Here is a 24,721-nt window from a genome sequence, read left to right on the forward strand (position 1 = left end):
TCAGGCCTGGCGGGACAATTGGGCGCGGACGGCAGCGCCGACCATCTGCACCGGAATGTGTTGCATGCAGGGTGTGGCTTGGCTGCACGAGGATTCGACGCAGGGAATGCAGTCCCAGGGCAGCGGCGGCGTGATGCGGGTCAGGTTGGGGCCGTCGATTTCGCCGGCGACGGTGGGGCCGAACAGGGCGATCACCGGTTTGCCCAGGCCGAGGGCGATGTGCAGGCCCAGGGAGTCGTTGGTGACCAGCAGGCGGCAACCGGCGATCCACTCGATGTAATCCTCGATGTCGTTGGCGCCCTGTTGCCAGTCGACGGAATAGCTGGTGGCCAGCTCGTCGTGCAATGCCTGCCAATAGGGCTCCGGCCAGCGCTTGAGGGGAAACTTGTGGCCGATCAGATGATTCAGGCCGACATCGTGGCTGATGGCCGAGCGCGGCTGGTAGCCCAGCACATAGGATTGCCCGGCGTAGCGGTGGCCCAGCATTTCGTAAAGAATTTCCGACCAGGATTTGGCCTTGCGGCGCTTGGCCTCGGCATCGGTGGTGAAGCTTAGGGCTTCGTCGGCGTGGTCGTAGCACACCGCCGTGTGGGTCTGCGCGTCCAGCCGGAAACCGTAGCGCCGCCAGGCCGGAATGCGGTCGGATACGGCGCAGATGCCGGGTTCCCTCTCGAAATTGACGACGATGTCGAACCACTCCGACAGCAGCAGATGGGGCGTGAAGGGGTTGATGACCAGCAGCCGGTCGATGAAGGGATTGCCCTTGAGCAGGGCGACGCCTTTCTGGTCCACCACCCAGGTGACGTGGTAGTCCTGCGGCGGAAACAGGTGCAGGATCACCGTGGTGCGCAGGATGTCGCCCAGGCTGACCATGCCGCTGTTGTCCGGGTCCAGCGTTTCGCCGTAACCCGGTTTGATGATGAGGACGCGCTTGCGGGCGGCGGCCGCTGGCAGGGCGTTATTCATGGGCGTTGCCTTCCTTTGCCGTTGCGCTGAAGAACCGCCGTGTTTGTTCCAGGTTATCGATTTGGCCAAGCAGGTCGGCGGGCATGTGGATGTTCCTGATTTGGACCGAGGTGTGGGGAATGCCCCGGTCGTAGTAGCTCTGGAAGCGGTCGTTTTTTATCTTGGTATCGCAGCCTATGCAACGGCCGTATTGCTTGCAAGGGCGGAAAACCTCCAGCTCGGCCATGGCGAAGTCGGGATCGAGTAGGTGCCCCACCGGCGCCATGGCGCGGCCGGCGAAAATCCGTGCGCCGTGCCGGGCGTAGCGAAAGCCTTCCTGTTCCAGCGCGGCGAATTCCCGCAGCGGGCCGCCGTGGCTCCAGCCTTCGTACAGGTAATAGTGGCAGCCCCAGACGAAGCCCATCGGGTCGATCAGCAGTTCCGTGGTGCGGCATTCGCATTGCAAGGTCGTGGGATAAATGCCGCGGGCGATGAGATCGGTGGAGAACGGATACAGGTAACGCCCGTAGAGCTTGCCGTCGTGGACGCCGAGAAATTCCTTGGTTTCGAACGGCACGCGGCCTTCGTAGGCCGCTTTCATTTCCGCCGTGACGCGGTTCTGCGGGTGCTCGACCATGTAGATGCCGACATCGCTGTCGGCCTTGCGCGGGGAGATGCGAAAGCCGTAATCCCGCAGCGCTTCGCAGCGCGCCACCAGCGCTTCGAAGCCGCGTCCGTTCCAGGCTCGGTTCATTTCGTCGGCATGATAGCTGACGCGGATGGACGGGTAGGGCGCATCCCGTTGCAGTTTGGCCTGTTGGCCGTTGAGGTAGCGGGCGAATACCTCCGGCTTGAGGGCGAAGTTGGTGAGCAGGTCGAAGTAATGGGGCACTTGGGACAGTATCAGGCCCAGCCCTTGGCCGCCCCAGTACAGCATGGGCTCCCCTCCTTGCAGGGTGATGGGCAGGCCGGGGCGGAAAGGGAGCCTTCGCAGGGCGGCGACCCATTGCTCGGGCGTCAGTCCTTTGCGGGCGGATTTGCCGTCCATCGGGAACAGGGCGTTGCGCCGGCCGAGCTGCTGCGGATCGTTGATGCAATAGCTGCAATTCAGGTTGCATTCGAGCGTGAGGAACAGCCCGATGTAGTTCAGGCTGTCCGGCAGGGGGATGGGGGATAACGCCACTGGGCTCGCTGTGGGTTGGCCGGTGACCGAGGGTGTAGGGGCACGCAGCGGTGCCGTGCTGGGTTGGGCCGCCATGGTGTCGGTGGTGGGGCACCTGGAGGAAATAGTCATTATCCGCTACGTTGCCGTCGAAAATCGCTGTGACTTTGCTGCTATCGGCTTGCCGGTAGGAATCATTAGAGCGTTTTCTCCCGTCGGTAGACTATCGGAGCTTGGCTGCCGCCGGCTTGGGGTTCGCTGGGCGCGGCTGCGGCTATGCCCCGCGGCGGCGGTATGGAATAATGATCGAAATTTCAACACACCACCGAAGTGGCATTGATGGACGAAAACAAACGTAAGGCGCTGGGCGCGGCGCTGCTGCAGATCGAAAAGCAGTTCGGCAAGGGCTCGGTCATGCGCATGGGCGACGTGGCGGCGGTGCGCGATTTGGAAGTGATTCCCACCGGCTCCCTCGCCTTGGATATCGCCCTCGGCGTGGGCGGTTTGCCGCGCGGCCGCATCGTGGAAATCTACGGCCCGGAATCCTCGGGCAAAACCACCCTGACTCTGGAAGTGATCGCCCAGGCGCAGAAGTTGGGCGGTACGGCGGCTTTCGTCGATGCCGAGCACGCCTTGGATCCGTCGTACGCGGAAAAAATCGGCGTCAACCTGGACGACCTGTTGGTGTCCCAGCCCGACACCGGCGAGCAGGCGCTGGAAATCGCCGACATGCTGGTGCGCTCCGGCTCCATCGACGTGGTGGTGATCGACTCGGTGGCCGCACTGACGCCCAAGGCGGAAATCGAAGGCGAGATGGGCGATTCCCACGTGGGCCTGCAGGCTCGCCTTATGTCCCAGGCGCTGCGCAAGCTCACCGCCAACATCAAGCGTTCCAACACCCTGGTGATCTTCATCAACCAGATCCGCATGAAGATCGGCGTCATGTTCGGCAGCCCGGAAACCACCACCGGCGGCAACGCGCTGAAGTTCTATGCTTCCGTGCGCTTGGACATCCGCCGCACCGGCGCCATCAAGGACGGCGACGAGGTAGTGGGCAACGAAACCCGCGTCAAGGTCGTCAAGAACAAGGTCGCCCCGCCTTTCAAACAGGCCGAGTTCGAGATTTTCTACGGCGAAGGCGTGTCCCGCGAGGGCGAGCTGATCGAGTTGGGCGTGCAGCACGAACTGATACAGAAATCCGGCGCTTGGTACAGCTACGGCAGCGACCGCATCGGCCAAGGCAAGGACAACGTGCGCAAATACCTCAAGGAGCATCCCGAAATGACGCGGGAGGTCGAGGCCAAGATTCGCGAAAAAGTCTTCGCCGGCGTGATCGCGGCGCCCGGCCCCAAGGCCGAGGCCGCGGAGATCGAAGACTGACCGACGACGAGGCCAAGGAGGCGCGGCAGTATTGCTTGCGCCTGCTGGCGCGGCGCGAATACAGCGCCGCCGAGTTGCGGGCCAAGCTGGCCGGCCGGGGTTGCGGGCAGGAAGCGGCCGAGGCCGCTTTGGAAGCCTTGCGCCGGGACGGCTGGCAGAGCGACAGCCGTTATGCGGAGAGCATGACGCGGGGGAGGGCGCTGCGGGGCTACGGCCCGCTCAGCGTTCGCCAGCGCTTGCGCCAGGCCGGCATAGACGATGCCGCCGCCCTGACGGAAGCGGACATCGATTGGCGAGCCGCCCTGGCGGCAGCCTATAAAAAGAAATACGGCGACACCACTCCCGACAGCCGCGAGGAATACGCGCGGCGCGGACGCTTTTTGCAGGGCCGTGGGTTTGCCGTGGAGCAAATCCGGGATTTTCTCGACCGATTGAAGAAGCACAAGAACGAAGGCTAGCACAGCGATATGGCGACCATGAGCAGCGCGGAATTGCGCAACCTATTTTTGGAGTATTTCCGCGAGCGCGGCCACGAACTGGTGGCGTCCAGCCAGCTCGTGCCGGGCAACGATCCGACGTTGCTGTTCACCAACGCCGGCATGGTGCAGTTCAAGGACGTGTTCCTCGGCCGCGAGCAGCGCAGTTATAGCCGCGCGGCCACCGCCCAGCGCTGCGTGCGCGCCGGCGGCAAGCACAACGACCTGGAAAATGTCGGCTACACCGCGCGCCATCACACCTTCTTCGAAATGCTGGGCAACTTCAGCTTCGGCGATTACTTCAAGCGCGACGCCATTCACTTCGCTTGGGAGTTCCTCACGGTGGTGCTCAAGCTGCCGCCCGAACGCCTGTGGGTGACCGTGTTCGACCAGGACAAGGAGGCCGAAGCGATCTGGCTGGAAAGCGTCAAGGTCGATCCGAACCGTTTCTCCCGCATCGGCGCCAAGGACAACTTCTGGTCCATGGGCGACGTCGGCCCCTGCGGCCCCTGCACGGAAATCTTCTACGATCACGGCGCCCACATTCCCGGCGGCCCGCCCGGATCGCCGGACGAGGACGGCGACCGCTACATCGAGATCTGGAACCTGGTGTTCATGCAGTACGACCGCGCCCAGGACGGCACGCTGACGCCGCTGCCCAAGCCGTCGGTGGATACCGGCATGGGCCTGGAACGCCTGGCGGCGGTGATGCAGGGCGTGCACAGCAACTACGAAATCGACCTGTTCCAGAGCCTGCTGAAGGCGGCGGCGGAATTGGCCGAGCTCAGCGACACCAACCACGCGTCGTTGCGCGTCATCGCCGACCACATCCGCTCCTGCGCCTTCCTGGTGGCGGACGGCGTGGTGCCCTCCAACGAAGGGCGCGGCTACGTGCTGCGCCGCATCATGCGCCGCGCCATCCGCCACGGCTACAAGCTGGGCATTCGCGAGGTGTTTTTCCACAAGCTGGTGGCGCCGTTGTGCAACGAAATGGGAGGCGCCTATCCCGAGCTGATGCAGGCCCGCGCCCAGGTGGAAAAGGTGCTGCAAAGGGAAGAGGAGCGTTTCGCCGAAACCCTGGAGCAGGGCATGGGCATTCTGCAAGCCTGCGTGGAAGGCATGCAGGGCAAGCAGATACCCGGCGAAACGGCGTTCCTGCTGTACGACACCTACGGCTTCCCGGTGGACCTGACGGCCGATTTTGCCCGCGAAAACGGCCTGACCGTGGACACGGAAGGCTTCGAGCGCTGCATGGATCAACAGCGCGAGCGCGCGCGCGCCGCCAACCAGTTCGGCGCCGACTACGCCAAGGACGTGCAGGTGGATTGCCGCACCGAATTCACCGGCTACCAGCATTTGCAGGAAGAGACCCGCATAGCGGCGCTGTTCCGCGATGGCCAGCCGGTGGCGGAATTGAACGCCGGCGAGGCCGGCCTGGTGGTGCTGGAACGCACACCGTTCTACGGCGAGTCCGGCGGCCAAGCCGGCGACGTGGGCAAGGTCATCGCCGGCGACGCGGTGTTCGACGTGGCGGATACCAAGAAGCAGGGCAACGACGTGTTCCTGCACCACGGCAAGGTGCTCAACGGTAGCCTGAAAACGGGTTCCGCTTGCCAAGCGGTGGTGGACGGCGCGGTACGCCAAGCCGTGGCCCTCAACCACTCCGCCACCCACTTGCTGCACGCCGCCCTGCGCAAGATTCTCGGCGGCCACGTTACGCAAAAGGGCTCCCTGGTGGATGCCCAGCGCCTGCGCTTCGACTTCGTCCACGACGCGCCCATGACCGCCGGCGAGATCGCCGAGGTGGAACGTTTGGTCAACGAACAAATCCGCCGCAACCAGGAGGCCGGCGTCGCCGTGATGGGCAAGGACGAGGCCATGGCGGCCGGCGCCATGGCGCTGTTCGGCGAGAAATACGGCGACCAGGTGCGGGTGGTGAAAATCGGCGATTTTTCCACCGAACTGTGCGGCGGCACCCACGTCGGCCGCGCCGGCGATATCGGCCTGTTCAAAATCGTCACGGAAACCGGCGTGGCCGCCGGCATCCGCCGCGTGGAAGCGGTCACCGGCGAGAACGCCGTGTCGTGGCTGGAGCAAACCGACCATCTATTGCAAAGCCTGTGCGCCAAGGTCAAGGTGGGCCGCGACGGGCTGGACGACAAAATTCAGCAGTTGCTGGAGCGCGGCAAGTCTCTGGAAAAGGAGATCGAGCGCCTCAAAGGCAAGCTCGCCAGCAGCGCCGGCGGCGATTTGGCCGGCCAAGCGGTGGAAGTGGCCGGCATCAAAGTGCTGGCGGCCCGCCTGCAGGACGGCGACCCCAAGGCGCTGCGCGATTTGGCCGACCAGCTCAAAAATAAGTTGGGCAGCGCCGCCATCGTGCTGGCGCTGGCCAAGGACGGCAAGGTCAGCCTGGTGGCCGGCGTCACCCAGGACCAGACTTCGCGCTTGAGCGCGGTGGACTTGGTCAACCTGGTGGCGGCCAGCGCCGGCGGCAAGGGCGGCGGCCGGCCCGACATGGCCCAGGCCGGCGGCACCGACTCGCCGGAACTGGACAAGGCTCTGGCCGGCGTGGCCGCTTGGGTCGGCCAGCGCCTGCAATAATTCCGTTTTCACAAACCTTATCGTCGCAAGAATCCCATGGCGCTATACGTTCATAAATACGGCGGTACCTCGGTCGGTAGCACCGAACGCATCAAACACGTGGCCGAGCGGGTCATCAAGGCCCGGCAAAAAGGCGACGACATCGTGGTGGTGGTTTCCGCCATGAGCGGTGAAACCAACCGCCTGCTGGCCCTGGCCCACGAGGTGCAGGAGCGGCCCAATCCGCGAGAGGTGGACGTGCTGTTGTCCACCGGCGAGCAGGTCACGATAGCCTTGTTGGCCATGGCTTTGGAGGCCAAAGGCTGCCCGGCCCGTTCCTACACCGGCGCCCAGGTGAAAATCATCACCGACGAGGCCCACACCAAGGCCCGCGTGGAGCGCATCGACAACGAGGCGATCCGTGCCGATCTGGCCGCCGGCCGCGTGGTCATCGTCGCCGGTTTCCAGGGCGTCACGGAAGCCGGCGATCTCACCACCCTGGGGCGGGGCGGCTCCGACACCACGGCGGTGGCCCTGGCCGCGGCCCTCAAGGCCGACGAATGCTTGATTTTCACCGACGTGGATGGGGTCTACACCACCGATCCCCGCGTCGAGCCGCGCGCCCGCCGTTTGGAGCGCATCACGTTCGAGGAAATGCTGGAAATGGCCAGCCTGGGCTCTAAAGTGCTGCAAATCCGTTCGGTGGAGTTCGCCGGCAAGTACAACGTACCCCTGCGCGTGCTTTCCAGCTTCCAGGAAGGGGAAGGCACGCTGATTACCTACGAGGAATCGGAGATGGAAAAAGCAGTGATTTCTGGCATCGCCTTCAACCGCGACGAAGCCAAATTGACTTTGGAAGGCGTGCCGGACAAGCCGGGCATCGCCCATAAGATCCTCGGCCCCATCGCCGCCGCCAACATCGAAGTGGACATGATCGTGCAGAACGTGGCCGGCGACGCCACCACCGATTTTACCTTCACGGTGCATCGCAACGAGTTCGCAAAAGCCATGGAAATTCTGCAAAAGCTTTGCGGCGAATTGGGCGCCAAGGCCGTGACGGGGGACGACAAAATCGTCAAAGTCTCCGTGGTCGGGGTAGGGATGCGCTCCCACGCCGGCATCGCCAGCACCATGTTCGAAACCCTGGCGAAGGAAGGCATCAATATCCGCATGATCTCCACTTCGGAAATCAAGATTTCCGTCGTGATGGACGAGAAATACCTGGAATTGGCGGTGCGCAGCCTGCACGAGGCGTTTGGGCTGGACAAGGAGCCGGCGGCCTGAGCTCTCCCATTGTCGACTACCTGTCTAGGGAATTAACTGCTAAAATGGGACTTGGTTAGTAGTTTTCATCAGTTGGTTGGCTGTTGCGGTTTGGCGATTGCGGCAGTCGCATTCAGGACAAAAGGACTAAAAGCTATGCTTATACTGACGCGGAGAGTGGGTGAAACGCTGATGGTCGGCGATGAAGTGACGGTCACGGTGCTCGGTGTGAAAGGTAATCAGGTAAGAATCGGTGTCAACGCGCCCAAAGATGTGGCCGTGCACCGCGAAGAGATCTACGAGAGAATTAAAAAGGAACAAGCGGCTACTACGGAACAGTAAAAGCCGTTATAATAGCGATTCAAGTTCGGAGAGATGGCCGAGAGGCCGAAGGCGCTCCCCTGCTAAGGGAGTATGGGTCAAAAGCTCATCGAGGGTTCGAATCCCTCTCTCTCCGCCATTATGTAAACCCTGGTCTGGTTCATCCCAGTCAGGCGTTGCCGGTCCGGACAGGAGTCCAAAATGGTGAAAAAAAGGGTTGACCCGGCGGCGTAAAAATTGCATAATTTCTGTCTTCGCGGGCCTGTAGCTCAGTTGGATAGAGTACCTGGCTACGAACTAGGTGGTCGGGAGTTCGAATCTCTCCAGGCCCGCCATTATTTTAAGTATGTTCCCCTGTAGCTCAGTCGGTAGAGCAAGTGACTGTTAATCACTGGGTCGGCGGTTCGAGCCCGTCCGGGGGAGCCAAAAAAATCAAGGGCTTGACGATAATCGTCGAGCCCTTTTTTTTGTCGGCGTTTTAGGCGCCGTCCAGATTGAACCGAGGTGAATGCTGGTATGGAACTGAATCCTTTATATACCGCCATCAAAGATCTCCGGAGCCGCGGTGAGGCTCTTCGGGGGTATCTTTGACTACGATGGCAAGCGCGAACGCCTAGCCGAAGTCCGGCTGGAGCTGGAAAATCCGAAAGTCTGGGACAACCCGGAGCAGGCGCAAACCCTGGGCCGCGAACGTGCCCAGCTGGAAGGCGTGATCGACTTGTTGGACGGCTTGGAGCAAGGCCTTACCGACGCCGCCGACTTGCTGGAAATGGCCGAAGCGGAAAACGACGAAGGCACGGTGGCCGGCGTTGAAGCCGACTTGCAGCGTTTCGAGTCGCAATTGTCGGGGTTGGAATTCCGCCGCATGTTCTCCGGCGAAATGGACGCGAACAACGCCTTTATGGACATCCAGGCCGGCTCCGGCGGCACCGAGGCGCAAGACTGGGCGGAAATGCTGCTGCGCATGTATTTGCGCTGGGGCGAGCAGCACGGCTTCAAGACCGAGCTGGAAGAAGCGTCCGCCGGCGACGTGGCCGGCATCAAGAGCGCCACCATCCGCTTCGAGGGCGAATACGCCTACGGCTGGCTGCGCACGGAAACCGGCGTGCACCGCCTGGTGCGCAAGTCGCCGTTCGATTCCGGCAACCGTCGCCACACCTCGTTCAGTGCCGTGTTCGTCTCGCCGGAAGTGGACGACGACATCGCCATCGACATCAATCCCGCCGACTTGCGCACCGACGTGTACCGCGCTTCCGGCGCCGGCGGCCAGCACGTCAACCGGACCGAGTCCGCCGTGCGTATCACCCATATTCCTACGAATACCGTGGTGGCCTGCCAGTCGCAGCGCTCCCAGCACGCCAACCGCGACTTTGCCATGAAGCAGCTGAAAGCCAAGCTGTACGAGCTGGAGCTGCAAAAGCGCAATGCCGAAAAACAGAAGCTGGAAGACTCCAAGTCCGACATCGGCTGGGGCAGCCAGATCCGTTCCTACGTGTTGGACGACTCCCGCATCAAGGACCTGCGCACCGGCGTGGAAACCCGCAACACCCAGGCGGTGCTGGACGGGGCCTTGGATCAGTTCATCGAAGCCAGTTTGAAACAAGGGCTATAAATCATGACCGATTTGGACGAAAACAAACTCATCGCCCTGCGCCGGGAAAAATTGGGCGAGCTGCGCGAAGCCGGTATCGCTTTCCCCAACGACTTCCGCCGCGATTCCCTTGCCGCCAGGCTGCACGAGCAATACGGCGAGCTGGACGGCGACGCGTTGGAAGCCAAGGCGGCCACGGTCAAACTGGCCGGCCGTTTGATGACCAAGCGCGTCATGGGCAAAGCCAGTTTCGTGCACTTGCAGGACATGTCCGGCCAGATGCAGCTGTTCTTGCAGCGGGACAACGTCGGCGAGGACGTTTACCAGGCTTTCAAAGGCTGGGACATGGGCGACATCATCGGCGCCGTCGGCGTAGTGTTCCGCACCAAAACCGGCGAGCTTTCCGTGCGGGTCAGCGAAATACGGCTGTTGGCCAAATCCCTACAGCCCTTGCCGGAAAAGTACCACGGCCTGACCGACACCGAGCAGCGCTATCGCCAGCGTTACGTCGACCTCATCATGAACGAGGACGCCCGCCGCATTTTCCACGTGCGCTCCCAAGTGGTTCGCTACATCCGCGACTTCCTCGGCGCCCGCGATTTCCTGGAAGTGGAAACGCCCATGATGCAGGCGATCCCCGGCGGCGCTCGTGCCAAGCCGTTCGTTACCCACCACAACGCCCTGGATATGCAGCTATTCCTGCGCATCGCGCCGGAGTTGTACCTCAAGCGCTTGGTGGTGGGCGGTTTCGAGCGGGTGTTCGAAATCAACCGCTCTTTCCGTAACGAAGGCCTGTCCACTCGGCACAACCCCGAGTTCACCATGCTGGAGTTCTACCAGGCCTACGCCGACTACCGCGACCTGATGGACCTGACTGAGGAAATGTTGCGCGGGCTTGCGCAAACCGTGCTGGGCACCCAGCAGGTGGAACACCAGGGCAAGACCTATGACTTGTCCCAGCCGTTCCGTCGCATGACCATGCTGGAATCCATCCTGCACTACAACCCGGATATCAAGGCTGAGCATTTGGAAACCCGCGAGCGGGCGGCCCACGTGGCTTCGCGTCTGGAGATCCTGGTTTCCCCCGGCGACGGCTTGGGCAAGATCCAGACGGAAATCTTCGAGAAGACGGTGGAACACCGCCTGGACGAGCCGACTTTCATCACCGCTTACCCGGCGGAAGTGTCGCCCCTGGCGCGGCGCAACGACGAAAACCCCTTCATCACCGACCGCTTCGAGTTCTTCGTCTGCGGCCGCGAACTGGCCAACGGCTTTTCCGAGCTCAACGACCCGGAAGACCAGGCCGAGCGTTTCCGCAAGCAGGTGGAAGACCACGACGCCGGCGACGAAGAGGCCATGCACTACGACGCGGACTACATCCGCGCCCTGGAATACGGCCTGCCGCCCACGGCGGGAGAGGGGATCGGCATCGACCGTCTGGTGATGTTCCTCACCGACTCTCCCTCCATCCGCGACGTCATCCTGTTCCCGCACATGCGCCCGGTGCACTGAGCCGACGTGCGGCGAGGCGCTGGATCGCCAGCGCCTCGCAGGGCAGGGGGCGTCGGTCCCCTGCCTGGGCGGGCCGCTTTCCGCCTAATCCTTCAACGGCGGATGCCGTTGTCTGCATCCGCTTTCTTAAATGGCGCGTATTCCGCGCAGCGTTCGGCCTTGGATTTTATCGGGTCGGTCCCGGCACGGTTCTGGCCGCCGGCGCCGTCATGTAGCGCTCGGCGGCAAGATCGTCGGCGGTCTTGCCGGCGAATCCCGGCGCCCCGCTACCCCGAAAAGAAACATCCGCCCCGGCCTTCGTCAGCAGCGCCGCGATGTCTTCATGCCCGGCGACGACGGCCAGCATCAAGGCGCTCAGGCCGAATTTCGCCGTGCGGTCGAGGTCTGCGCCATGGGCGATCAGCGCTTCGACCACCGAGCCATGGCCGGCGTGAGCGGCCAGCATGAGGGCCGTCTGGCCGTAATGGTCGCGGGCGTCCACATCGGCGCCTTGCCGAAGCAGATCGAGGATCGTCTGGGCATCGCCCTGTTTGGCCGCTTTTTCCCATTCGGAATTCATCGATGCAAGCCTCTCGATTTTAAATCGTCGCCTGTCGGGCGAGTTGGCGTCCTCGCCTAACCCCGGCCGAGCCGCTAAATCAGCATCCCCTGAAATAACCATGGCGCCCCCAGCCCCTAGCGGTTACAATGTCCCCAGCTGAACACCAAACACCCATCCGGTCGGTGCGTTCCAGCTCTCGCGGTCAGTTTCCCCTCCGTGGCATTCCCACTGCGTACCCCTCCCATTCGCCTTGATCGGTCCGGCTCGCGTCGGCAGGCGTTGCTTTTATTTTCGTAAGGAAAATTATGCCTTTTACCCAGCTCGGCCTGTCGGCCGAACTACTCCGTGCCGTGTCCGAAGAGGGCTATACCAAGCCCACCCCGATTCAACAGCAAGCCATCCCCGTCGTTCTGGAAGGGCGCGACATTCTCGCCGGCGCACAAACCGGCACCGGTAAAACCGCCAGTTTCACTTTGCCGCTGTTGCAGCGTTTGATGGAAACGCCGCTCAACGGCCGCCAGCGCGTCGTGCGCGCTTTGATACTCACCCCGACCCGCGAATTGGCCGCCCAGGTGCAGGACAGCGTGCGCGCCTACGGCAAGCATTTGCCGTTGCGTTCCACCGTGATTTTCGGCGGCGTCAGCATGGTGCCGCAGATGCGCGCCCTGCGTAACGGCGTGGACATCGTGGTGGCGACGCCCGGCCGTTTGTTGGACCACGTGCGCCAGCGTACCCTGGACCTGTCCCAGGTGGAAATGTTCGTGCTGGACGAAGCCGACCGCATGTTGGACATGGGCTTCATCCGCGACATTCGCCAGGTGATCGCGGTGCTGCCGAAAGCTCGGCAGAACCTGCTGTTCTCCGCCACCTTCTCCGAAGAGATCAAGGCGTTGTCGGCCCAGTTGCTGCACAATCCCGCCATGGTGGAAGTGGCGCGGCAGAATTCCGCCGCCGAGAGCGTGGCGCAGCGCGTCTATGCCGTCGAGAAGGAACGCAAGCGTGAGCTGCTGTCCCATTTGGTCGGCACCGGCAACTGGAAACAAGTATTGGTTTTCGTGCGCACCAAGCACGGCGCGGACCGGCTGGCCGCCCAGTTGCAGCGCGACGGCATCGATTCGGCTTCCCTGCACGGCGACAAGAGCCAAGGCGCCCGCACCCGCGCCCTGGCCGACTTCAAGTCCGGCAAAGTGGCGGTGCTGGTGGCTACCGACATCGCGGCGCGCGGCCTGGACATCGACCAGCTGCCCCACGTGGTGAATTTCGAGTTGCCCAATGTGCCGGAAGACTACGTGCACCGCATCGGCCGCACCGGCCGCGCCGGCGCGACGGGTGAGGCACTGTCCCTGGTATCCCAGGACGAAGCCAAGCTGTTGGGGGCCATCGAGCGCTTGCTGAAACGGGAAGTCCCCCGCGCCACCGAACAGGGCTTCGAGCCCGGCTTCGTGTTGCGCGCCCAGCCCGGCCACCAGCCGCCGCGCCGCGGCGATGGCGGCGGCCACTCCCGTCCGGCCAACGCCGGCCGCCACTCCCGCAGCCGTTCGCCCAACGACCGGCGCAGCAGCGCGCCCCGGGCGGGGCGTCCGCAGTAAGGTGAAGCGGGGACGGGAGGCGCGGCGCGGCCGGTCGCTTCCCATCCCGACGGTGCCAGGACTAACGATACGGCCGCGCGGCGCAAGCCCCGCGGCCGTATCGTTTTCAGCTAGCGGGCGCGGGCGGCGCTTGCTCGGCTGCGGTTCCGCCCGGCCCGCCTACAAGGCTTCGCACTCGGCCGGCCAAGGCTGAGGCGGGGCGGCGGGCTTGCGTTCCGGTTTGCGCGGCTGGAACCACCAATCCAATTCCGCGCCGCAACCGTCGCCGGCCGGCAGCGGGGCTTGCGGTTGGCAGGACGGGCTATCGGCGGGGCAGGCCAGGCGGACGTGGAAGTGGTCGTCGTGGCCGTGCCAGGGGCGAAGCTTGCGCAGCCAGGCCCCGGGCGCGCTGCGACACAATTCGCGCTTGATGACCGGGTTGACGAAAATGCGGTCCGCGGATTCGGCGTTGGCCGCCAGGCGCAGCAGGGCGGTTTGGCTGCCGTTCCACAGCGCGGGAGACAAGTCTTTGCGGCTGGGGTTGAGCAGCGAGGGTTGGACGCCGGGGTCGCGCAACGCGTCCAGCGGCGAGAACGGCGGACGGGGCGCAACCTGAAACCAAACGTCCACGTCCAGGCCGTGCTGGTGGCTGCTGTGGCCGTAGGGCATGGGGCCGCCGCGCGCTTGGGACATGTCTCCCACCAGCAGCGTGCCCAAGCCGGTTTCTGCCGCGCGGATGCCTAGGTTTTTCACGTAGTCCAGCAATTGCCCGTGGCCGTAATAGCGTTCGCGGGGCGTTCGCACCACGCTGTAGCCCGGTCCGTCGAAGGGCAGGGCCAACGCGCCGGCGAGGCAGCCGTTGGCCGGGGAGCCGATGCTGCGGGGCGGGCCGGCGCTGGGCTCCAGCGCGGCGGTGCCGGCGGGCAGCAGTATCAGCCAGGCGAGGCAGGCGAGTTTCGTGCGGCGGTTCATTGGGCTTGATGCGCTCTATAGTCGGGGAAAACGGCCAGGGCTTTGGGGGCTATCAGCACCCCAGCCCCAATGTCGTTAAGTTAAGGCCACGGATTCAGTCCCCTCTCCCTCCGGGAGAGGGTTAGGGTGAGGGGAAGAAAAAGATCGCGACTTTTTACCCCCTCATCCCAGTCTTCTCGGGAAGCCTTAGCATTTCCGCTGCGCGGCGGCCCCTGGGGCAGAGCGCAGCGAGGGTTTAGGCGCTTAGCTTAACGACATTGACTCTAGCCCCTCGGGGAGAGGGGCCGGAAGGCTTCGGTGACGTTTAGGCTTGCTTCGCCATTTCGGCCAGGTCGAACAGCAGATCCAACGCTTGGCGGGGGCTGAGTTCATCCGGTTTGGCTTGTTGCAGCAGCAGCAAGGCGGGATGGGGGGCGGCGGCGAACAAATCCACTTGTTTGGGGCCGGATTTGGCCGGCTTGGCCTGGTGGCTGGCGGCGGCCTGGCTTTCCAGCGACAGCAGCTTTTCGCGGGCGCGGGCGATGACCGCGCGCGGCACGCCGGCCAGGGCTGCCACCTGCAGGCCGTAGCTCTGGCTGGCCGGGCCGTCTTTCACCGCATGGAGGAAGACGATGCCGTCGTTGTGCTCCACGGCGTCCAGATGCACGTTGCGCACCGAGGGATAGTCGTCGGCCAGCGTGGTCAGCTCGAAATAATGGGTGGCGAACAGGGTATAGCCCTGGGTATGCCGCGCCAGGTGTTCGGCGCAGGCCCAGGCCAGGGACAAGCCGTCGAAGGTGCTGGTGCCGCGGCCGATCTCGTCCATGATGACCAGGCTGTTTTCCGTGGCGTTGTGCAGGATGTTGGCGGTTTCGGTCATTTCCACCATGAAGGTGGAGCGGCCGGACGCCAGGTCGTCGGAAGCGCCGATGCGGGTGAAAATGCGGTCGATAGGACCAATCTCGGCGGCCCGCGCCGGCACGAAGCTGCCCACGTGCGCCAGCAGCACGATGAGCGCCGCCTGGCGCATATAGGTGGATTTACCGCCCATATTGGGGCCGGTGATGACCAGCAGGCGGTTGTCCGGCGACAGTTCCAAGTCGTTGGGCACGAAGGGTGTGCTGGACACCTGTTCCACCACCGGGTGGCGGCCCGCCGTCACGGCGATGCCGGCGTGGTCGGCCAAGGTCGGGCGGGTCCAGTCGAGTTCGTCGGCCCGCTCGGCCAGGTTGGCCAGGGCGTCCAGTTCCGCCACGGCGGCGGCGGCGTCCTGCAGGGCCGGCAAGTGGCCGGCGAGCAGGTTCAACAGCTCTTCGTACAAGGCTTTTTCGCAGGCCAGGGAGCGTTCCCTGGCGCTCAGCACCTTGTCCTCGAAAGCCTTCAGTTCCGGCGTGATGTAGCGCTCGGCGTTCTTCAAGGTCTGCCGCCGCACGTAGTCCACCGGCACCTTGTCCGCCTGGGCGCGGCTGATTTCGATGGCGTAGCCTTGCACCCGGTTGTAGGTGATTTTCAGGTTGGCGATGCCGCTGCGGGCGCGCTCGCGCTGCTCCAGGTCGACTAAGTATTGGTCGGCGTTCTGGCTGAGGTTGCGCAGCTCGTCCAGTTCGGCGTTGTAGCCGGGGGCGATGACGCCGCCGTCGCGGATCAGCATGGGCGGATTGTCGATGACGGCGCGGCGCAGCAAGTCGCCGACTTCCGGCGGCAGGTCCAGGCGTTGGGAGAGGCCGGCCAGCAAGGGCGCGTCGCTTTCACGCAGGTTTGACTGCAATCCCGGCACCAATCCCAACGAATCCCGCAGCACCGCCAAATCCCTGGGGCGCGCCGAGCGCAGGGCGATGCGCGCGGCGATGCGCTCCAGGTCGCCGATGCCGCGCAGCACGTCGCGCAGGTTGTCGTGCGACCGGCTTTGCAGCAGGGATTCCACCGCGTCGAAGCGGGCGTTCAGCACCAGCCGGTCGCGCAAGGGGCGATGCAGCCAGCGGCGCAGCAAGCGGCTGCCCATGGCGGTGGCGGTACGGTCCAGCACGCCGAACAGGGTCAGGTCGTGGCGGCCGGACGGGTGGAAGTCCAGCTCCAGGTTGCGCCGGCTGGCGGCGTCCAGCAGGATGGTGTCCTCGCCCGTTTCCACGCGGATGCCCTGCAAGTGCCCCAGGGCGCTTTGCTGGGTGTCGCGCACGTATTGGATCAAGCAGCCGGCGGCGGCGACGGCGGCGGCCAGCTCCTCGCAGCCGAAGCCGGCCAAGTCCTTCACCTGGAACTGGCGCAACAGCAACTGCCGCGCGCTTTCCGGCTCGAAATGCCAGGGCGGGCGCTTGGTCAAGCCCTTGCGGGAGGCCAGGGCCGCCGGCAGCGGCTGGTCTTCGCTGACGAGGATTTCGGCCGGCGACAGGCGTTCCAGTTCGCCCAGCAGCCGTTCCACGGTCTTGATTTCCTGCACGTGGAAGCGCCCGCCGGCCAAATCCAGGCATGCCAGGCCGTAGGCATCGCCGTGCCAGTGCAGCGCTACCAGGTAGTTGTCGCGGCGCTCTTCCAGCAGGGCTTCGTCGGTCACCGTACCCGGCGTGACGATGCGCACCACTTTGCGTTCCATGGGGCCCTTGGTTTTGGCCGGATCGCCGAACTGCTCGGCGATGGCGACGGACTCGCCCAGTTTTATCAACCGCGCCAGGTAGTTTTCCGCCGCGTGGTAGGGGATGCCCGCCATGGAAATGCGCGCGCCGGCCGATTCGCCCCGGTGGGTGAGGGTGATGTCGAGCAACTGCGCCGCTTTTTTGGCGTCGTCGTAGAACAGCTCGTAGAAATCGCCCATGCGGTAGAACAGCAACCGGTCCGGGTGCTGCGCCTTCAGCGCCAGGTATTGCTGCATCATGGGAGTGTGGTTGGACAGGTCGCTGCTCATGGCTGGTCGGGACATGCGGAGTGCTGGAATGGCCGCCATTTTAGCGGAAAGCGGCCGGCGCCCGCTGGCGGGGCGACGCGGCGGGGCTAAACTTGCCGTGGCAGTGTTAAAAACGCGAAGCGGCCCTATGTCATACATCAGCTTTTTCATCGCCGGCGCGGCGGCCTATTTCGCCCACCGTTACGCCGTGCGGCGCTGGTTGCGGACGGGCAAGACGGTGGAGTATTGCCTGAAAGCCGGTTCCGCCGTGCTGCTGTCGACCTTCGCGGCGCTGTTCCTGGCCTTGCCGACCGAGTGGCCCATGCCGCAATCGGAACAGGGCCGCATTTTTTCCGACTCGCTGAAAAAGGCGGAGCAGGGCGATGCCAAGGCCGAATATTTTGTCGGGCTGTCCTATGCCCAGGGCGAGACGGTGGCGGCGGACAAGGCCAAGGCGGTGCTATGGATGCGGAAATCGGCCGAGCAAGGCTATTCCGATGCCCAGGTGGCCTTGGGCAATATGTATCTCAACGGCCGCTACGCGAAGGAAGGCGTGCCCAAGGACTACGCCCAGGGCAAGGAGTTGCTGCGGAAAGCCGCCGACCAGGGCCACGTGTGGGCGAAGATGCTGCTGTACAACATGGAGTACGAGGAAAAAAGGCAGAACCTGGAGGGGAAGTAGGGCCGACCGGCTTCAGCCTTTGACGCACACCACCTGCTTGAGGGTGTGCACCACCTCCACCAGGTCCGACTGGGCCTTCATGACCGCGTCGATGTCTTTGTAGGCCATGGGGATTTCGTCGATCACATGGGCGTCCTTGCGGCACTCGACGCCGGCCGTGGCCTGGATTTGATCGGCCACGCTGTAGCGCCGCTTGGCTTCGTTGCGCGACATGAGCCGGCCGGCGCCGTGGCTGCACGAGCAGAAGGACTCCGGGTTGCCCTTGCCGCGCACGATGTAGGATCGCGCGCCCATGGAACCGGGGATGATGCCCAACTGGCCCTTTTGCGCCGACACCGCGCCCTTGCGGGTGACGAGCACGTCCTGGCCGAAATGGCGCTCCCGTTGCACGTAGTTGTGGTGGCAGTTGACCGCTTCCAGGTCGGCCTTGAACGGTTTGCCGACGATGCTGCGCAAGGCGGCGAGGGTGTTGGCCATCATGATGTCGCGGTTGGTCTGGGCGAATTCCTGCGCCCAGTGCACCGCCTGCAGGTAATCGTCGTAGTGCCGCGTGCCTTCGGACAAATAGGCCAGATCCTCGTCCGGCAGGTTGGCGAGATGGGCGCGCATATCCTCTTTCGCCAATTCGATGAAGGCGGTGCCGATGGCGTTGCCCACGCCGCGCGAGCCGGAATGCAGCATCAGCCAGACGTGTCCCGCTTCGTCCAGGCTCACTTCGACGAAGTGGTTGCCGGTGCCCAAGGTGCCCAGGTGATGGTGGTTGTTGGTTTTCGCCAGCTTGGGATATTTCTCGACGATGCGGCGGAATTCCGGCAGCAAGCGCGCCCAGGCCTGGTTGACGATGTCCGGCGGGTTGCTCCAGGCGCCCGGGTCGCGGCGGCCCGGTGCGCGACCATGGGGCACGGCCCGCTCGATGGCCAGGCGCAGCCCGGCCAGGTTGTCCGGCAGGTCGGCGGCGTCCAGGCTGGTTTTCACGGCGATCATGCCGCAGCCGATATCCACCCCCACCGCCGCCGGGATCACTGCGCGCAGGGTCGGGATGACGCTGCCGATGGTGGAGCCCTTGCCCAGGTGCACGTCCGGCATCACCGCCAAGTGGCGGAAGATGAACGGCATCATGGCGGTGCGTTTCAACTGTTCCATGGCGTCCGCTTCCACCGGCACGCCGCGCGTCCACAGCTTGATGGGGTGGCCGCCGGGGACGTCAACGGTGTCGTAGTTGGGGGTGGGCATGGCGGGCCTGGCGCTGAGGGGGATTCACAGTGTAGGCCGAATGGGGCCCTCCGTTAAGCCGGCCGCGCCCGTTGATGGGTAGGCTCTGCCCGCGACGATCAGGGCACAGCGCCATTGTTACTGCCCGGCGCCGTTTCGCGGGAAGGACTCGCTCCTACCGTTGCTTCAGCAAACCACCGGCTTCAAACTCGTAACCCGTATTCGAGTGTAGGATTGCCCGCAGCGGTGCTCCGCGTATTGCGCCGTAGGGAGCGTAATGCATCCGGCGGAATAGGCGATGGCGTCGAACGGTTCGAGTGTTCCCATTCCGACCAAACAGGTGAAAACAAGCCATGCAACGCCAACTGGAACCCGAACTGATGGACGACGCCGAGCAGGCGGCAGCCTATGCGGCGGCGGATTTCGCCGAGGCCAACGGCCGCTTCGTGCGGTTGTTCGGCGAGCTGTGCGGCGGGTTCGCCGGCACCGCGCTGGACTTGGGCTGCGGGCCGGGCGATATCTGCCTGCGTTTGGCGCGGGCTTATCCCGCCTGTACGGTGCACGGCCTGGACGGCGCCGCCGCCATGCTGGATTACGCCGAGGCCGGCCTGGCGCGGCAGCCGGAACTGGCCGGGCGGGTGCGGTTCCTCCAGGGCCGCTTGCCGCTGGCGCACGGGCTGGCGGACGGCTACGACGCGCTGTTGAGCAACAGCTTGCTGCACCACCTGCCCGATCCCGCCGTGCTGTGGCAGGCCGTACGCCGTTACGGCAGGCCGGGCAGCCTGGTGTTGGTGATGGACTTGTTTCGTCCGCCGGACGATGCCGCGGCGCAAGCCCTGGTCCGGCGCTACGCCGCCGACGCGCCGCCGGTGTTGCAGCGGGATTTCCATAACTCCCTGTGCGCCGCCTTCACCCCGGACGAAATCGCCGGCCAATTGGCGGCGACAGGCTTGGACCATCTACGGGTGTGGGTGGTCAGCGATAGGCATGTGGCGGTGGATGGAGTGTTGTAAGGCGTATGGCTCACGACATACGCGGTAGGGCTGGCTAGCGTCCTCGCGTAACCCGCCGAATCCGCGGGATACATACCCAGGCCGACGAAGCGGTGAAAGCTGGAATTCCCACGTTGCAATGTCGGAACGATAAAGCCTAGTCCATTCCCCTCTCCCTCCGGGAGAGGGTTAGGGTGAGGGGATTAGATTGGAAGTGCCGCTACGCGGCGGTTTATTTGAATGTGGGTTAGCCGCACCCACGGGCGGGTTACTTTCTTTTGCTTGGCCAAAAGAAAGTAACCAAAGAAAAGGCCACCCGATTGCCGCGCCGCTAACGCGGTCCCCTGCGCTCCTCGCTTGAGCCGGGAGTCGGCCGACAGGCCATCCATGGCCTGACGCCCGACCCGCCGCATCCTGCGGCGGCCCTTCGGGTTATTCCCGGCTCAAGCTGCGGTGCTCGGCGCGGCAAACGGGATTCAATTAGGACGAGTCAGGCGCAATGGTAACGCGCCCGTGATTCATTACATTGTTCCCACGTTGCAACGTGGGAACGATAAAAGTCGCGGATGGCGTGTTCCCAAAAGCGGCGTTGCCACAATCCCCGTTCCTTTTTCAGCAAGCGTCGATCGGACAAACGTTCGCCGGGGGCAATGGCCCGCGAAAAGGCGGATTTGATCAGGCGCCAGCGGGTGGAGTAATCGGTATCGCCGGGCGGCAAGGTCCACAGGCAATGGAGATGGTCGGGCAGCACCACGATGGCGTCGATACGGAACGGCCGTTGCGCCCGCACCGCGCGGAACGCGGCGCGCAAAGCGTCGATATTTTCCGTCAGCAAACCCCGGCGGCGTTCCAATAGCCCGACGGTGAAGAAATAGCAGCCGCCGGGAACGTAGGCACGGATGTAATGTGGCATGGAATCAGTATGTCACGCCGTGAATAGTCGGCAATGGTATTGCCGCCAAGTTTGAAAAAAACCACGAAGTAGGGCGGGTTAGGCGGTAGCCGTAACCCGCCGAATCCCGCGAAAGGCGGGTTACGCGAGGACGCTAACCCGCCCTACGTGCTGGGCAACCTTTCCGGGAGAAAGGCTGCCCGGTCTCGCGGCCGGTGGCGTTTGTTCTGGCCAACAGTGTGAATTACATCGTTCCCACGTTGCAACGTGGGAACGATAAAAAGTACCCGCGTCGTCGGGCAGGGCGGGTTAGTCGCAGCCGTAACCGCCCTTGTGCCAATTCCGTTAAGTGAAGCCGTCATGCCGGCAAGGATTGCCGGCATACATTGTTATTTGTTCGACTTCAGTTCTCGATACAAATTTCTCAGAAGGCGTTTTTCCTCTTCGCTATCAGACAACGTGCCTCGCAAAGCAACATAGGCAAGCTCCTTCACAGCCAATGTGCTTTTTTCCTTAGCTTGAATCACTTCACCGAATTTGTGCCATCGAACGCCTTTTTCCTTCAACGCAAGCTGGAAGGAATGAGATGGCTCCTCACCGTATATGCGAATTTGGTGATGTTTGTACGTTGAAGAAATATATCTTTTTTCTTTCTTGGAAATGCCGCCTTCCCAGGCTGATGAGTGAACAAAGTTACTGACGTTATTGTACAGATGAATGACGCTGCCACTCAGAAGGCGATCTTCCTGTGTCAGATGCTCGATACAGGTACTTCCAACGATCATATAACCCCATTTAGGGTGGTATGTAGTATGTGCATACCGAATTTCCGCGCCACAACCTTTTCTTTCACAGATGCCATCGAGTCCGCCCAAGTCATCTATGGCGAGTAGCGTCCACCCCCTATCTGGCTCAATCAATCCATGCTCTTTGGCGTGACATCCTTTGCACAAGGTACGACAGTCACTAAGGGCATACTCCCATGGAGCTTTCCCTGTCACGTAGATTTGATGATGAACTTGCAGCGTTACGTATAGTGCGCCCCTATCGCATTGTAAACACTTGTAGCCATCTCTTCTCTTAACCTTCTCAGAGAAGGCCAGCCATTTCTCATTTACGTATATAGTCCTGGAGTGGCTCATTGCGATTCAGTGCGATGGTCCTTTTTACATATAACGTGAAGCAAATGACATTTCTGCCGTGTAATAAAGTTTATGCAAAGCGCCGTGTTTGTCATGTCCGTATGTTATGGCAGGAACCGCCGCAATCCCGCCTGAATTGCTTGCGCCGCCTCCTGCGCTTTGCCCGGCGCAACCCTGCCCACTAATCTGCCCAATAGCGCCCGGACCAACGATTCCAGTTCCTGCATCTCCTGCCCCAGCACAGGCATCCGCCCCAAGGCCGGCAGCACCGCCATGGCTTCATGGGCGGCTTTTTGGAAGTCGGTGAGGGGAGCTGCTCTGGCGGCGGCCAATTCTTCTTCCAGCACTTCACATACCGGTATCGGGATGCTGTCCGGGCCGTGGTTGGTCGGGTTGTCCAGGTTGAGCACGGCGTCCAAGGTTGGCGCCACTTCGTCGCGGCGGGTGAGGGGGCGGGTGATGCCGTAACGCTTGCGCAGGGTGGCGATGACGGAGGTGTGGTCGTAGGGGTAGGGTGGGCCTTGGTGGGGGAGGCCGTCGGGGGCGTTGCGCAGGATGGTGCCGGGCTGGATGTAGGGCGATACCAGCACGGCGGGGACGCGCATGCCGTAGCGGTCGAAGGCGAAGGGGCCGGTTTGTTTGTCGTCGGGGCGCACGGCCAGGGGCGGCGGGGCGTGGTCGTAGCAGCCGCCGTGTTCGTCGTAGAGGATGACCAGCAGGGATTTTTCCCAGCAGGGCGAGGCGCGCAGGTGGTTGTAGACGTCGGCGATCAGTTGTTCGCCGAAGGTGACGTCGTGGGGCGGGTGCTGGTCGTTGGGGAATTCCAGATCGGGGAAGTAGCGCGGTTCGATGAAGGTATAGGCCGGCAGCTTGCCGTGCTTGGCGTCTTCGCGGAATTCCTCGTAGAAGCGGAAGCGCTCCACGTGCGGCCACAGTTTGGACAGAGTGAGGCTTTGCGGGAAGTCGTTGAAGTAGATTTTCCATTCCACCCCGGCATGGCCCAGTTCGTTGAACAGCGTGTTCATGCGGTAGGGGAAGTGGGTGGGCGAGTTGTTGGGGTAGCCGTTGGCGGTGCCGGTGTGCAGGAAGAAGCGGTTGGGCCAGGTCTGGCAGGGGGCGGAGGCGTGCCACTGGTCGCACACGGCGAAGCTGCGCGCCAACAGGCTCAGCACCGGCACTTGCTCGGGCGGGAAGCAGTGCATGATGTCCCGCGGCTTGCCGCCGTTTTTGGCGTAGTTGTCGGCAAAGCCTTGCATGCCCGGCACTTGCTCGCCGGGCGTAGCGCTGCCGAAGATTTGCTGGGCCATGTCCACATATAGCTCGGCCGGGTCCGGGGTGGGGATGCGCAGGGTGCGCCTGTCGGCTTGCGCATTGCTCCAAACGGCCAGGGTTTGCGGCGGGCCGTCGGGCGGGGTGTAGGGGTTGCTTTCCCGGCCGGTGAGGCCGTTGAAGCCGGGGCCGGCGGGATAGAGCTGCCCCAGCAGGTTGTCAAACGAGCGGTTTTCCAGCATGAGCACGACGAAGTGCTCGATTTTGTTCAGTGCGGACATGCCTTACCCTCCTTATTTCCGTGGCGAGGTTCGGCGCGGTTTCTGCCAAGCGAGGTCTTCCGTTGCGGCAGCCGTCGAACCGCCTTCGATAGTAGCAGGAAAGGCGGCGGCGCTGCGGCTTGCCGCTGTGTCGGCTTGTGCTTCGCCGGGGTTACAATGGCTTATTCGTTTTAGGAGTCGGTTATGGCCGCGCCCATTTATCAGTTCGCTTTCAAAACCCTGGACGGCCGCGAGGTGTCGCTGGCCGACTATGCCGGCAAGGTGCTGCTGCTGGTGAACACGGCCAGCCGCTGCGGCTTCACGCCGCAGTACGCGGGGCTGGAGGCGTTGCAGCAGGAGTTCGGGTCGCAAGGGTTGGCGGTGATCGGCTTTCCCTGCAACCAGTTCGGCAAGCAGGAGCCGGGCAGCCATGGGGAGATCGGCGCGTTTTGCCAAAAGCATTACGGCGTGACCTTCACCCTGTCGGAGAAGGTCGAGGTGAACGGCGCCGCCGCCCATCCCTTGTTTCGGTATTTGAAAAAGGCCGCTCCCGGCGTGTTGGGCAGCGAGGCCATCAAGTGGAATTTCACCAAATTCCTGGTGGGCCGCGACGGGACGGTGGTGCGGCGCTACGGTTCCATGACGCCGCCGTCGGCGTTGGCGGACGATATTCGGAAGTTGTGTTCGTAGTTTTGGCTTTGTTTTAAGCGATATTGAGGAGCATCCATGCGATTACTTGTGGCGTTGTGCGTTTGGGCGGCGGCTGCGACGGCCGTGGCGGCGGAGGACGATTGGCAGGAGACGGTGTTGCAGACGTCGACCTTGGAAAAGGTTTACAAGGCGTCTGGGGTTTACCAGTTGTGCATCGGCGAACAGTTGCGCGGTCAGGCGAACAACAAGCAGGACCCCCGCGCGGTGACCGACAATATTTTGAAAGCCTGCGAGGAGAAGCTGCAGCCCATGCGCGACGCCTTTACGGCGGAGAAAGTGCCGGAGCAGATCGCCGACCGCTATTTGCGCAAGACCCGCACCCAAGCGGCGCGGGGCCTGATCCGCGAGGTGATGGGCATGCAGGCCATGCGCCAGGCGGCGCCGAACTGAGGG

Annotated in this window: 21 protein-coding genes and 3 tRNA genes; 15 read left to right on the forward strand and 9 right to left on the reverse strand. The window is 63.4% G+C overall.

The window, feature by feature from the left end:
- Together K5607_RS06300 and K5607_RS06305 are read right to left on the reverse strand one after the other, a co-directional pair.
- Complete coding sequence (locus K5607_RS06300) at positions 1-966, reverse strand: glycosyltransferase family 9 protein (protein WP_221048555.1); 966 nt, start codon at positions 964-966, stop codon at positions 1-3.
- The gene (locus tag K5607_RS06305) at positions 959-2,128 is read right to left on the reverse strand and encodes a radical SAM family protein (protein ID WP_221048556.1); all 1,170 of its coding nucleotides are present in this window, start codon (positions 2,126-2,128) and stop codon (positions 959-961) included. The genes K5607_RS06300 and K5607_RS06305 overlap by 8 nt, the downstream gene beginning before the upstream one ends.
- 318 nt (positions 2,129-2,446) lie before the next feature.
- Between K5607_RS06305 and recA the strand changes: the two genes are divergently transcribed.
- The 10 genes from recA to lysS all read left to right on the forward strand — a co-directional run bounded on the left by recA (position 2,447) and on the right by lysS (position 11,230).
- Positions 2,447-3,487, forward strand: coding sequence for a recombinase RecA (recA, locus tag K5607_RS06310; RefSeq protein WP_054774373.1), 1,041 nt, complete (start codon positions 2,447-2,449; stop codon positions 3,485-3,487).
- Positions 3,484-3,945: a regulatory protein RecX gene (locus K5607_RS06315; RefSeq protein ID WP_425515793.1), complete on the forward strand. Its 462-nt coding sequence runs from the start codon at positions 3,484-3,486 to the stop codon at positions 3,943-3,945. Before recA ends, K5607_RS06315 begins: the two co-directional genes overlap by 4 nt.
- A gap of 9 nt (positions 3,946-3,954) precedes the next feature.
- Positions 3,955-6,564: an alanine--tRNA ligase gene (gene alaS, locus K5607_RS06320; RefSeq protein ID WP_221048558.1), complete on the forward strand. Its 2,610-nt coding sequence runs from the start codon at positions 3,955-3,957 to the stop codon at positions 6,562-6,564.
- A 36-nt stretch (positions 6,565-6,600) separates the two neighbouring features.
- Complete coding sequence (locus tag K5607_RS06325; protein WP_054773794.1) at positions 6,601-7,827, forward strand: aspartate kinase; 1,227 nt, start codon at positions 6,601-6,603, stop codon at positions 7,825-7,827.
- A 135-nt stretch (positions 7,828-7,962) separates the two neighbouring features.
- Positions 7,963-8,148, forward strand: coding sequence for a carbon storage regulator CsrA (gene csrA, locus K5607_RS06330; protein WP_054773795.1), 186 nt, complete (start codon positions 7,963-7,965; stop codon positions 8,146-8,148).
- A gap of 27 nt (positions 8,149-8,175) precedes the next feature.
- A tRNA-Ser gene (locus K5607_RS06335) sits at positions 8,176-8,266 on the forward strand.
- 119 nt (positions 8,267-8,385) lie between these two features.
- A tRNA-Arg gene (locus tag K5607_RS06340) sits at positions 8,386-8,462 on the forward strand.
- Between the two features lie 15 nt (positions 8,463-8,477).
- Positions 8,478-8,553, forward strand: a tRNA-Asn gene (locus K5607_RS06345).
- A 90-nt stretch (positions 8,554-8,643) separates the two neighbouring features.
- Positions 8,644-9,739, forward strand: a protein-coding gene (gene prfB, locus K5607_RS06350; RefSeq protein ID WP_156302552.1) for a peptide chain release factor 2 whose coding sequence is annotated in 2 segments (ribosomal slippage) — positions 8,644-8,715 and positions 8,717-9,739 — 1,095 coding nt in all. Because the reading frame shifts where the segments join, the coding sequence is not laid out codon by codon here.
- Between the two features lie 3 nt (positions 9,740-9,742).
- The gene (lysS, locus tag K5607_RS06355; RefSeq protein ID WP_221048559.1) at positions 9,743-11,230 is read left to right on the forward strand and encodes a lysine--tRNA ligase; all 1,488 of its coding nucleotides are present in this window, start codon (positions 9,743-9,745) and stop codon (positions 11,228-11,230) included.
- Between the two features lie 166 nt (positions 11,231-11,396).
- On the opposite strand, the gene K5607_RS06360 is transcribed toward lysS, so the two are convergent.
- Positions 11,397-11,789 carry an ankyrin repeat domain-containing protein gene (locus K5607_RS06360; protein ID WP_221048560.1) on the reverse strand — a complete coding sequence of 131 codons (393 nt, stop codon included), beginning with the start codon at positions 11,787-11,789 and terminating at the stop codon, positions 11,397-11,399.
- A 287-nt stretch (positions 11,790-12,076) separates the two neighbouring features.
- Between K5607_RS06360 and K5607_RS06365 the strand changes: the two genes are divergently transcribed.
- Positions 12,077-13,360 (forward strand): DEAD/DEAH box helicase, encoded by a 1,284-nt coding sequence (locus tag K5607_RS06365; protein ID WP_221048561.1) that lies wholly within the window; start codon positions 12,077-12,079, stop codon positions 13,358-13,360.
- A gap of 159 nt (positions 13,361-13,519) precedes the next feature.
- Here K5607_RS06365 and mepA read toward each other — a convergent pair whose 3' ends face one another.
- The gene (gene mepA, locus K5607_RS06370; RefSeq protein WP_221048562.1) at positions 13,520-14,311 is read right to left on the reverse strand and encodes a penicillin-insensitive murein endopeptidase; all 792 of its coding nucleotides are present in this window, start codon (positions 14,309-14,311) and stop codon (positions 13,520-13,522) included.
- 304 nt (positions 14,312-14,615) lie between these two features.
- A complete protein-coding gene (gene mutS, locus K5607_RS06375; protein WP_246598969.1) occupies positions 14,616-17,189 on the reverse strand; it encodes a DNA mismatch repair protein MutS in 2,574 nt (857 codons plus the stop codon).
- Positions 17,190-17,316: 127 nt separating this feature from the next.
- Between mutS and K5607_RS06380 the strand changes: the two genes are divergently transcribed.
- Positions 17,317-17,850 (forward strand): tetratricopeptide repeat protein, encoded by a 534-nt coding sequence (locus K5607_RS06380; RefSeq protein WP_054774744.1) that lies wholly within the window; start codon positions 17,317-17,319, stop codon positions 17,848-17,850.
- 12 nt (positions 17,851-17,862) lie between these two features.
- Here the strand turns inward: K5607_RS06380 and K5607_RS06385 are convergent, their stop codons facing one another.
- A complete protein-coding gene (locus tag K5607_RS06385) occupies positions 17,863-19,083 on the reverse strand; it encodes an RtcB family protein (protein WP_221048564.1) in 1,221 nt (406 codons plus the stop codon).
- Positions 19,084-19,415: 332 nt separating this feature from the next.
- On the opposite strand from K5607_RS06385, the gene K5607_RS06390 reads away from it, so the two are divergent.
- The gene (locus K5607_RS06390) at positions 19,416-20,075 is read left to right on the forward strand and encodes a class I SAM-dependent methyltransferase (protein ID WP_221048565.1); all 660 of its coding nucleotides are present in this window, start codon (positions 19,416-19,418) and stop codon (positions 20,073-20,075) included.
- A gap of 469 nt (positions 20,076-20,544) precedes the next feature.
- On the opposite strand, the gene K5607_RS06395 is transcribed toward K5607_RS06390, so the two are convergent.
- The 3 genes from K5607_RS06395 to K5607_RS06405 all read right to left on the reverse strand — a co-directional run bounded on the left by K5607_RS06395 (position 20,545) and on the right by K5607_RS06405 (position 23,638).
- On the reverse strand, positions 20,545-20,967 hold the full coding sequence (locus tag K5607_RS06395) for an REP-associated tyrosine transposase (RefSeq protein WP_217994832.1): 423 nt from the start codon (positions 20,965-20,967) through the stop codon (positions 20,545-20,547).
- Positions 20,968-21,335: 368 nt separating this feature from the next.
- Positions 21,336-21,866 (reverse strand): hypothetical protein, encoded by a 531-nt coding sequence (locus tag K5607_RS06400; RefSeq protein ID WP_221048566.1) that lies wholly within the window; start codon positions 21,864-21,866, stop codon positions 21,336-21,338.
- Positions 21,867-22,192: 326 nt separating this feature from the next.
- On the reverse strand, positions 22,193-23,638 hold the full coding sequence (locus K5607_RS06405; protein ID WP_054772706.1) for an alkaline phosphatase family protein: 1,446 nt from the start codon (positions 23,636-23,638) through the stop codon (positions 22,193-22,195).
- 183 nt (positions 23,639-23,821) lie between these two features.
- Here K5607_RS06405 and K5607_RS06410 point away from each other — a divergent pair, with 183 nt between their 5' ends.
- Positions 23,822-24,307 carry a glutathione peroxidase gene (locus tag K5607_RS06410; RefSeq protein WP_221048567.1) on the forward strand — a complete coding sequence of 162 codons (486 nt, stop codon included), beginning with the start codon at positions 23,822-23,824 and terminating at the stop codon, positions 24,305-24,307.
- Between the two features lie 36 nt (positions 24,308-24,343).
- Positions 24,344-24,718, forward strand: a complete 375-nt coding sequence (locus K5607_RS06415) for a hypothetical protein (RefSeq protein WP_156302275.1) — start codon at positions 24,344-24,346, stop codon at positions 24,716-24,718.
- The last annotated feature ends 3 nt before the right edge of the window (positions 24,719-24,721 follow it).

Source organism: Methylogaea oryzae, assembly GCF_019669985.1.
Taxonomy (GTDB): Bacteria; Pseudomonadota; Gammaproteobacteria; order Methylococcales; family Methylococcaceae; genus Methylogaea; species Methylogaea oryzae.